General features: G+C 64.2%; 8 protein-coding genes. 3 read left to right on the forward strand and 5 right to left on the reverse strand.

Going from position 1 to position 9001, the window contains the following annotated elements; all coding sequences use genetic code 11:
- Positions 1-12: 12 nt before the first annotated feature.
- Complete coding sequence (locus DFR48_RS06030; RefSeq protein ID WP_114362271.1) at positions 13-450, reverse strand: YciI family protein; 438 nt, start codon at positions 448-450, stop codon at positions 13-15.
- Between the two features lie 209 nt (positions 451-659).
- Between DFR48_RS06030 and lhpI the strand changes: the two genes are divergently transcribed.
- A complete protein-coding gene (lhpI, locus tag DFR48_RS06035; RefSeq protein WP_114362272.1) occupies positions 660-2393 on the forward strand; it encodes a cis-3-hydroxy-L-proline dehydratase in 1734 nt (577 codons plus the stop codon).
- Positions 2394-2438: 45 nt separating this feature from the next.
- On the opposite strand, the gene DFR48_RS06040 is transcribed toward lhpI, so the two are convergent.
- Complete coding sequence (locus DFR48_RS06040; RefSeq protein ID WP_114362273.1) at positions 2439-3647, reverse strand: serine hydrolase domain-containing protein; 1209 nt, start codon at positions 3645-3647, stop codon at positions 2439-2441.
- A gap of 127 nt (positions 3648-3774) precedes the next feature.
- Here DFR48_RS06040 and DFR48_RS06045 point away from each other — a divergent pair, with 127 nt between their 5' ends.
- A complete protein-coding gene (locus DFR48_RS06045) occupies positions 3775-4704 on the forward strand; it encodes a helix-turn-helix domain-containing protein (protein ID WP_114362274.1) in 930 nt (309 codons plus the stop codon).
- Here DFR48_RS06045 and msrQ read toward each other — a convergent pair.
- Together msrQ and msrP are read right to left on the reverse strand one after the other, a co-directional pair.
- A complete protein-coding gene (gene msrQ, locus DFR48_RS06050) occupies positions 4701-5333 on the reverse strand; it encodes a protein-methionine-sulfoxide reductase heme-binding subunit MsrQ (protein ID WP_114362275.1) in 633 nt (210 codons plus the stop codon). The genes DFR48_RS06045 and msrQ overlap by 4 nt on opposite strands.
- Complete coding sequence (gene msrP, locus DFR48_RS06055; protein WP_114362276.1) at positions 5333-6283, reverse strand: protein-methionine-sulfoxide reductase catalytic subunit MsrP; 951 nt, start codon at positions 6281-6283, stop codon at positions 5333-5335. Before msrP ends, msrQ begins: the two co-directional genes overlap by 1 nt.
- A gap of 271 nt (positions 6284-6554) precedes the next feature.
- On the opposite strand from msrP, the gene ilvD reads away from it, so the two are divergent.
- Positions 6555-8390 (forward strand): dihydroxy-acid dehydratase, encoded by a 1836-nt coding sequence (gene ilvD, locus DFR48_RS06060; protein WP_114362277.1) that lies wholly within the window; start codon positions 6555-6557, stop codon positions 8388-8390.
- 104 nt (positions 8391-8494) lie between these two features.
- Here ilvD and DFR48_RS06065 read toward each other — a convergent pair whose 3' ends face one another.
- Positions 8495-8995 carry a diheme cytochrome c gene (locus DFR48_RS06065; RefSeq protein WP_210205960.1) on the reverse strand — a complete coding sequence of 167 codons (501 nt, stop codon included), beginning with the start codon at positions 8993-8995 and terminating at the stop codon, positions 8495-8497.
- Positions 8996-9001 lie beyond the last annotated feature (6 nt).

The raw sequence follows: 9001 nt of genomic DNA on the forward strand, positions 1-9001 counted from the left end.
TCTCCCTCGGGTTCAGGCCTTGCCGACCTCGCGCTCGGCGAGCCGTTCTCCGGTACGCTCATGCAGGTCGCGGACCTCCGGGGTCAGCGATTCGGCGAAATCCTCCATCGTATAGACCGGACGAATTTCGATTTCGCTCGGCCCCGGCATCGGGTTCGGGCAGCGCTTGACCCATTCGACCGCCTCGTCCATGTCCTTGACCTCCCAGATCCAGTAGCCGGCCACCAGTTCACGCGTCTCGGCGAAGGGGCCGTCGATCACGCGGCGGCCCGCACCGTCAAAGGCTACACGCTTGCCTTTGGAAGAGGGCTTCAGCCCTTCGCCGGTAAGCATGATGCCGGCGTTGACCAGCTCCTCGTTGAACTTTCCCATTGCTTCGAGCAGTTCGGTGGATGGCATGACGCCTGCTTCGCTGTCTGTCGTCGCCTTGACCATAACCATTACACGCATCGTTCTTCTCCTTTATTGAACCAAGGCCGCCTCGGCGTGCCCGACACCTTGACGAACGAGTGTTACAGAAATCGACATGGGTGATGAATCTTTTTGCCGATCCTCTGCAGCGTGTTGATGGCGGCTGGCGTTGCACGGATGGGCCTTTCCTTGCGACGATTCCCGTCCGTGGTAATAGGAAGGGAACACCGGAGTCACGGGAGGCGATCATGGACGAGGAGGGCAGGGCTTTTGCGGCGTCCGCGGCGATGTTGGTCGATGGCAGGGCGGAAGGGCCGCTTCTCTTCTCCGACACCGGCCTGAGCTTCTGGGGCGGAGTCGATCCGGAGACCGGTATCGTCATTGATCACGCCCATCCACTGCACGGGCTTTGCCTCGCCGGCGCCGTGCTGGCGATGCCGGGCGGTCGCGGCTCCTGCACCGGCAGCGCCGTGCTGCTGCAGCTGATCGTCAACGGACTGGCGCCCGCCGCCATGGTCTTCTCGCAACGCGAGGACATCCTTACCCTCGGCGTGATCGTCGCCGAAGAAGTCTATGGTCGCTCCCTTCCGATCGCGGTGCTCCATCCGCGGGATTTCGCGCGCCTGCAGGGGCGGAAGAGCTTGCGTGTGGAGAAAGGCAGTGTTTTCGAACCCGGCGCCACGCCGGTTACGGGACATGAAGTCTCCGCGTCCACAGATCGGCTGGCCCTCACCGAAAGGGACCGCGAGCTGCTGTCTGCCTCCGTTCCCCACGCGACGAGCCTTGCGATGCGGATCGTCACCCGCATGGCACGGCTGGACGGGGCGGAGCGCCTGATCGATGTGGCGCAGGTCCATGTCGACGGCTGCATCTATATCGGTCCGGCGAGTCTCGATTTCGCCGAGAAGCTTGCCGGTTGGGGCGGCCGTGTCGTCGTTCCGACCTCACTCAACGCGATCTCGGTGGATCAGGCGCGCTGGCGCGAGCAGGGAACGGATCCGGTGCGATCGCGGGCCGCGAGTGCTGTTGCCGACGCCTATGTCCGCATGGGGGCCGCGCCGACCTTCACCTGCGCACCCTATCAGCTCGACGGCGCCCCGGATCGGGGCGAGGACATCGCCTGGGCGGAATCCAATGCCGTCGTCTACGCCAACAGCGTGCTCGGCGCGCGCACAATGAAGTATCCGGACTTCCTCGACATCTGCATCGCGCTCACCGGCCGCGCACCTCATGCCGGCTGTCACATCGACGAGAACCGCAAGGCACAGCTGGTCGTCGACGTCGAACCGATGGCCGGTCGCGACGATAGCTTCTGGCCGCTGCTCGGCTATCAGGTCGGCCTGCTTGCGCCGAACACGATTCCGGTCCTGACGGGGCTCGAGACGGCCGCACCGAGTGACGACGACCTGAAGGCTTTCGGCGCCGCCTTTGCCACGACCTCCGCCGCGCCGATGTTCCACATCGTCGGCGTCACGCCGGAGGCGCCGACCTTCGAAGCGGCGACGGGCGGTGCCACACTGCCGATACTCACCATATCGCGCGCCGATTTGCTCGCTGTCTGGCGGAGCTTCAATCCGGCAGTCGGCGAACCAGTCGAGCTGGTCGCGCTCGGCAATCCGCACTTCTCCGCTGACGAATGCCGGACGCTTGCCGAACTCTGCCGCGGGCGGAAGAGACATCCCGGGGTGGCACTTACCGTTACGGTAAGTCGCTCCACTTACGGCAGGATCATCGAGAGCGGCATCGCCGTCGAGCTGGAAGCGTTCGGCGCCACCTTCGTTCGCGATGCCTGCTGGTGCACGGTGATGCCGCCGATCGTACCGCCGGCGGCGCGCCTGATCCTCACCAATTCCGGCAAATACGCCCATTACGGCCCGGGCCTGAGCGGCAAGGAGGTGCGCTTCGCCAGTCTCGCAGGATGCGTCGACGCGGCCGTCCTCGGCCGCTGTCCGGATGCGCCACCGGCCTGGCTGGCCGGCTGAACGCGCGTAGCAGGACCGGAACGACCGGCCCCGCTACGTGGTCGCTTAGTTCGCGATGTTTTTGACGATCTGCTCGAAGAAGGCGATGTTTTCCTTCTCGAAGCCGAGCGGATCGGCAGGCGAATCGAGCTTGACGATGACCGTCCTGCTCGGCGGATCGATATAGATGAACTGGTTGAACAGGCCGATTGCGGCATAGGCGTCAGACCCCGGCACCGTCCACCACTGATAGGCGTAGCCGAGCCAGTCGTCCTTGCTCGCCGGCTCCGTGGCCGCGTCCGGCACCGTCGACCGTTTCACCCATTCCGCCGGGACGACTTGCCGGCCGTTCGCCTTGCCGTCGTCGAGCATCATCAGGCCGAAGCGGCCGTAGTCGCGCAGCGCTGCATTCATGCCCGCGCCGAAGAACTCGCGGCCGACGGTGTCTGGCCCGTCGAGCATGTAGAAGGCGTCCGTTTCCATGCCGGCGGGCTTCCAGATCTTCTCGCTCAGATAGTCCGCGCCCTTCATGCCGGTCGCCTTTTCGAGGACGCAGCCGAGCACGGACGTGTCGAGCGTCGAATAGTTGAAGACCTCTCCCGGTTTGTTTTCCGTCTTGGCGCGGTCCTCTGCGTAGTCGCACCAGCGGTACTGATAGGCGACGAGCGAATTGTTGTGCACTTCGGTCAGCTGCGTGTCGCTGCCGAATTCGTAGACTTCGAGCCACGCGACGCCCGAACGCATCATCAGGAGATCGCGGATGGAGACGTCGGCGTAAGCCGAGTTTTTCCAGTCGGGCAGGTAGTCGACCACCTTGTCGTCGAGGCTCTTGATCTTGCCCTCCGAGACGGCGATGCCGACCATCGTCGCCAGCATCGACTTCGCCATCGAGAAGGAGATGTGGTGCGCCTTTTCATCGAGACCGTTGCGATAGATCTCGCTGACGATCTTGCCGTCGCGGATGACCAGCAGTCCGTTTGTGGCGGTCTTTTCGAGAAAATCGTCGAGCGGCAGCGACTGTCCGTCGAGCGCGAACGTATTGCCGATATCACCCGGCTCCGAGGCAAGAGCCCATACGCTACCGCCGGCCCGCACCGGCCGCGTCGCGAAGATCGTGTCCATGTGCTGGAAGGTCAGAAGCGAAAGCTCGGGCGTCATCATTGCCGCGCGGGCATTGACCATGGTCGGCGTCAGCCATTTCTGGTCGTCGGTTTCAGCGAGTGCAGGCACCGCGAGACCGGCGAGGACCGCTGCCGCAAGAACTGTTTTCTGCATGTCGGATGTTCCCCTTGTTATCGATCTATAATGGCTAGGGCATGCGCGACTGGACTGGCTATCCGCTTCGTGTGATGATTTCTGCCTGAATTTCGGGCAGTCCGGTTCGCAAGACGATGGTTCGGCGATGTTCTATGAGAGGCAGCTTCTTCGGGATGCGAGCGAGCACGACGCTTGCGACGACGACTGGGTGCAGAGCTACCGCCAGGTGAGCCGCGGCACTTATCGGTCCTCCTTCGAGCTGATGACCGTCGGTGACGCGGTGATCAGCCGCGAGCGCATTGGTCCTGCGGTCGCGCAGGAGACGAGAAGCCCGGGCGGAAAACTCTCTTTCATCTTCCCGATGGCGGCGCAGGGCGGTTGGCGCGTCAACGGCCACCATGAGACCGGCCGGATGGTCGCGCTACGTCAGGGCGAAACCGAGTTGATGACGGTCGTGGGGGCGGAAAGCGACCTGATCAGCCTTACCTTGCCGGTAGAGGCGATAGGACTTTCGGCCGCTGGATCGGCAGTCCGGTCTCGCAGCCGCGCCCCGGCCGACGAAGCGCTTGGCGACTGGCTCGCCTGCCTGCTGGGCTTCGGAGCGCTGGAGGGGCGGCCGCCCGTCGATCTCGAACGGATCCTGCCGGGCCTGCTTGCCGAACAGTTTCTCGATTTCTGGGCGGCGTTCGATGATCGCAGCAAGGGGCTCACCAGCCGGCATGTCTCGCTCGATCTGTTCCGGCGGGTGGAACGGCAGATCGCCGACGATCCGGGCGAGCCGGTCACGCTGCCGGCCCTTGCCGGTGATCTGGGCGTGCCGATCGAGCGCCTGCGCCTGGCCTTTCTGGATGCCGTCGGTATGCCGCCCTCGATCTGGTTGCGCCTTGCGAGGCTCGATGGCGCCCGCCGCGACCTTCTTGATCCAAGCTCCTCACTGGGCGACGTTTCCGACATCGCCATGCGCTGGGGTTTCTTCCATCTCGGGCGCTTTTCGGGCATGTATCGGCGGCATTATGGTGAAACGCCTCTCGCGACCCTGAAGCGGCTCGATCGCCCGAGGACACGGCGACCTTAAGCGCTCGCGGAGACCCGCGCCTTGCGCTGCCGTTTCCAGCCCATAAGCCTCGGCCGCACGAGCCGATAACCGAGAAGAAGGCTGACCGCGGCGATATAGAAGGCTGGCTCGGCGGTGATCGATTTCAGTGACAAGGCATAATGGAGCACGCCGGCGGCGGCGATGACGTAGACGAGCCGGTGCAGCATGATCCAGCGCGGCCCGAGCCTGCGGATCGACCAGCGGTTGGAGGTAAGTGCCAGCGGGATCAGCATGATGAGCCCCGCCATGCCGAGCATGATGTAGGGCCTCTTGGCGAGATCTCCGGCAATCGATGACAGGATCATTCCGCGGTCGAGGGTGAGATAGACGGTGAAGTGCGCGACCACGTACCAGAAGGCGAGCAACCCCAATGCGCGTCGGTAGCTAATTAGGCTAATACCTAAGAGATCGCGCGTTGGTGTGACGAGCAGCGTCAGGCACAGGAAGCGCAGCGCCCAGAGACCGAGGAAGTGCTCGAAGGTCCTGACGGGATCAGCCCCCAGATTGGCCGTGACCCCGAGATAAAAGGTCCAGAGACCGGGCGCGAGGCCGATCGCGTAGAGCGCCCAGACGGAGAGGGATCGGTAGCGGACGGGAAGGGCGGCCATCAATAGTACTTCGCGAGATCCATGCCGGCGTAGAGGCCGGCGACCTCTTCCGCATAACCATTGAAGGGCAGGGTCTCGCGCCGGGACCCGCCGAACAAGCCGCCGCCTTCGCCGATCCGCCGCTCCGTCGCCTGGCTCCATCGAGGGTGGTCGACGGCCGGATTGACGTTGGCATAGAAGCCGTATTCCTGCGGAGCCGAGATGTTCCAGGTGCAGGGCGGTTCCTTTTCGGTGAGCGTGATACGGACAATCGACTTGATACCCTTGAATCCGTATTTCCACGGCACGACGAGGCGAAGCGGCGCGCCGCTCTGGTTTGGCAGCGTCTCTCCGTAGAGACCGGTCGCGAGGATCGTCAGCGGATGGCGTGCCTCGTCCAGCCTCAGGCCCTCGACATACGGCCAGGAGAGCGGCTGGAAGAGACCGCGTTGACCGGGCATCTCTTCTGGGCGCACGACCGTCTCGAAGGCGACATATTTGGCGCTGCCGAGCGGCTCCACCCGGTCGAGCAGGGCCGAAAGCGGAAAGCCGATCCACGGGATCACCATCGACCAGGCCTCGACGCAGCGCATCCGGTAGACGCGCTCCTCCATCGGAAAGTCCTTCATGATGTCGTCGATGCCGAAGACTGTGGGCTTGGCGACGAGCCCGCCCACCTCCACCCGCCAGGGCCGCGGCTTGAAGTCGCCTGAATAGCGGATCGGGTCGCTCTTGTCGGTGCCGAATTCGTAGAAGTTGTTGTAGCTGGTTGCGTCTTCCTTCGAGGTGACCGTCTCGTCGACCTTGTAGTCGCTGGACTTTGCGGCCAGAGGGGCAGCGCGCAGCGATTTCGGCAAGGCGGCGAGCGCAAGTCCCGCGCCCGCGGTCGCCATCAGCGTCCGGCGGCTCATGTAGAGCGCCGGCGGGGTGATCTCGCTCGCGGCGATCCTGGGCGGACGATAGGATGACATGGCTCTGCTCTCTCGTAACTGTTGCGTTCCTGAAGAGTATACGCAGGAAAGTGGACCAGAGTTTCAGTCGCGCGAAAAGAAACGTCGAGCCACGATTTCGTGAGGAAACCAACCCGTCGTGCCGGGCGTACCGTTTTGCGGTATGCTGATAGTGACACCTTGCGCCGATTGCACTAGGACAAGGGGAAATCCGCAGGTATGCGCATGAGGTCGGCTCTTGATTGCCGCGCGCGCCCGGAAAGATAACCAGGACAGATCCGAGGAACCATCGATGCCAGCTTATCGTTCAAGAACCACGACCCACGGCCGCAACATGGCGGGCGCGCGCGGTCTCTGGCGCGCGACGGGCATGAAGGATGCCGACTTCGGCAAGCCGATCATCGCGGTGGTGAACTCGTTCACCCAGTTCGTTCCCGGCCACGTCCACCTGAAGGATCTCGGCCAGCTCGTCGCCCGCGAAATCGAGGCGGCCGGCGGCGTCGCCAAGGAGTTCGACACCATCGCCGTCGACGACGGCATCGCCATGGGCCATGACGGCATGCTCTATTCGCTGCCGTCGCGCGAACTCATCGCCGACAGCGTCGAATACATGGTCAACGCGCACTGCGCCGATGCGATGGTCTGCATCTCGAACTGCGACAAGATCACCCCCGGCATGCTGATGGCGTCGCTGCGCCTCAACATTCCGACCGTCTTCGTCTCCGGCGGCCCGATGGAGGCCGGCAAAGTCGTCCTGCACGGCAAGAAGCACGCGCTCGACCTCGTCGACGCCATGGTCGCTGCCGCCGACGACAAGGTGTCCGACGAGGACGTCAAGGCGATCGAACAGTCCGCGTGCCCGACCTGCGGCTCCTGCTCGGGCATGTTCACCGCCAATTCGATGAACTGCCTCACCGAAGCGCTCGGCCTTTCGCTGCCCGGCAACGGCTCGACGCTCGCGACCCACGCCGACCGCAAGCGGCTCTTCGTCGAGGCCGGTCACCTGATCGTCGATCTCGCCCGCCGCTGGTACGAGCAGGAGGACGCCTCGGTCCTGCCGCGCACGATTGCCTCGAAGGCTGCCTTCGAGAACGCCATGGCGCTCGACATCGCCATGGGCGGCTCGACCAACACTGTGCTGCATATCCTCGCCGCCGCTCACGAGGCGGAGGTGGATTTCACCATGGACGACATCGATCGCCTGTCGCGCAGGGTTCCATGCCTCTCCAAGGTCGCGCCGGCCAAGAACGACGTTCACATGGAAGACGTCCACCGGGCGGGCGGCATCATGCGCATTCTCGGCGAGCTCGACCGCGGCGGCCTGATCAACCGCGAATGCCCGACCGTCCATGCCGCCACCCTCGGCGATGCAATCGACCGCTGGGACATCACCCGCACGAATTCCGAGACGGTGCGTGAGTTCTTCAAGGCCGCTCCTGGCGGCATTCCGACCCAGACCGCCTTCTCGCAGAGCGCACGCTGGGAAGAGCTCGACACGGACGGAGAAAAGGGCATCATCCGCTCGGTCGAACATCCGTTCTCCAAGGATGGCGGTCTGGCCGTCCTGAAGGGCAACATCGCGCTGGACGGCTGCATCGTGAAGACGGCAGGGGTCGACGAGTCGATCCTGAAGTTCACTGGTCCGGCCAAGGTCTATGAAAGCCAGGACGCGGCGGTGAAGGCGATTTTGTCCAACGAGGTCGTTGCCGGCGATGTCGTCGTCATCCGCTACGAAGGCCCGAAGGGTGGCCCCGGCATGCAGGAAATGCTCTATCCGACGAGCTATCTGAAGTCGAAGGGCCTCGGCAAGGCCTGTGCGCTGATCACCGACGGCCGCTTCTCCGGCGGCACCTCGGGCCTGTCGATCGGTCACGTTTCGCCGGAGGCGGCAAATGGCGGCACGATCGGCCTGGTTCGCGACGGCGATACGATCGAGATCGACATCCCGAACCGCACGATCAATCTCGCGGTCGGCGCCGATGAGCTCGCCCGTCGCCGTGCGGAGCAGGACAAGGCCGGCTGGAAGCCGTCGAGCCCGCGCAAGCGGAACGTTACCACGGCGCTGAAGGCCTATGCCGCCTTCGCAAGCTCCGCCGACAAGGGTGCAGTCCGCATCCTGCCGGAATAGGCATCATCGTGTATCGAAAAGGCAAGACCCGCCGGCGGGAGCGCGTCGGCGGGCCTTGCCGTCCGGTGCCGCCGACGTGGAAGGCGGCACTTTCAGCCTTTTGATCAGTCGTCTTCGAAATAGCCCTTCTCGGCTCCGCGGTGGCAGGCGGCGCAGTTCGAGATCGAACCGATCTTGGGGTTCGACTTCGCCCGGGCGATGAGCTTGGGGCCGTGCTCGCGTGTGAACCACGGCAGCTCGGAGATGCGCAGCGGCGTCTGGTCTGCCTTGAGGCCGCGGATGGAACGGCCACCGGCATCCGCCGCGTTGGCGACGAGATAGTCCTCGATTTCCTTGCGCACCGGCTCGTCGAGGCTCGCGTCCTCGCCGAAATGGTTCGCCAGGTTGCCCATCAGAGCCTGCCAGGAGCGTTGCGGCAGCAGGCCTGGCGGATAGGCCATATGGCAGGCGGAGCATTCGGTCTTCGCCGTCTCGTTGGTGACGGCGCGAATGCCGCCTTCGCCACCCTCGTCGTCTTCGGCGAAAGCGGGGCCGAGAAGGGTGGCACCCGAAAAGGCTGCGGCGATGAACGCCAGTTTTAGGCCGGATTTCAGCATTGTCGTCATGGTCGG

It is taken from the genome of Ciceribacter lividus, assembly GCF_003337715.1.
Classification (GTDB): domain Bacteria; phylum Pseudomonadota; class Alphaproteobacteria; order Rhizobiales; family Rhizobiaceae; genus Allorhizobium; species Allorhizobium lividum.

Excerpts from the sequence above, each read along its gene's own strand:
- DFR48_RS06030 (WP_114362271.1), bottom strand. The coding sequence starts at position 450 with ATGCGTGTAATGGTTATGGTCAAGGCGACGACAGACAGCGAAGCAGGC.
- lhpI (WP_114362272.1), top strand. The coding sequence starts at position 660 with ATGGACGAGGAGGGCAGGGCTTTTGCGGCGTCCGCGGCGATGTTGGTC.
- DFR48_RS06040 (WP_114362273.1), bottom strand. The coding sequence starts at position 3,647 with ATGCAGAAAACAGTTCTTGCGGCAGCGGTCCTCGCCGGTCTCGCGGTG.
- DFR48_RS06045 (WP_114362274.1), top strand. The coding sequence starts at position 3,775 with ATGTTCTATGAGAGGCAGCTTCTTCGGGATGCGAGCGAGCACGACGCT.
- msrQ (WP_114362275.1), bottom strand. The coding sequence starts at position 5,333 with ATGGCCGCCCTTCCCGTCCGCTACCGATCCCTCTCCGTCTGGGCGCTC.
- msrP (WP_114362276.1), bottom strand. The coding sequence starts at position 6,283 with ATGTCATCCTATCGTCCGCCCAGGATCGCCGCGAGCGAGATCACCCCG.
- ilvD (WP_114362277.1), top strand. The coding sequence starts at position 6,555 with ATGCCAGCTTATCGTTCAAGAACCACGACCCACGGCCGCAACATGGCG.
- DFR48_RS06065 (WP_210205960.1), bottom strand. The coding sequence starts at position 8,995 with ATGACGACAATGCTGAAATCCGGCCTAAAACTGGCGTTCATCGCCGCA.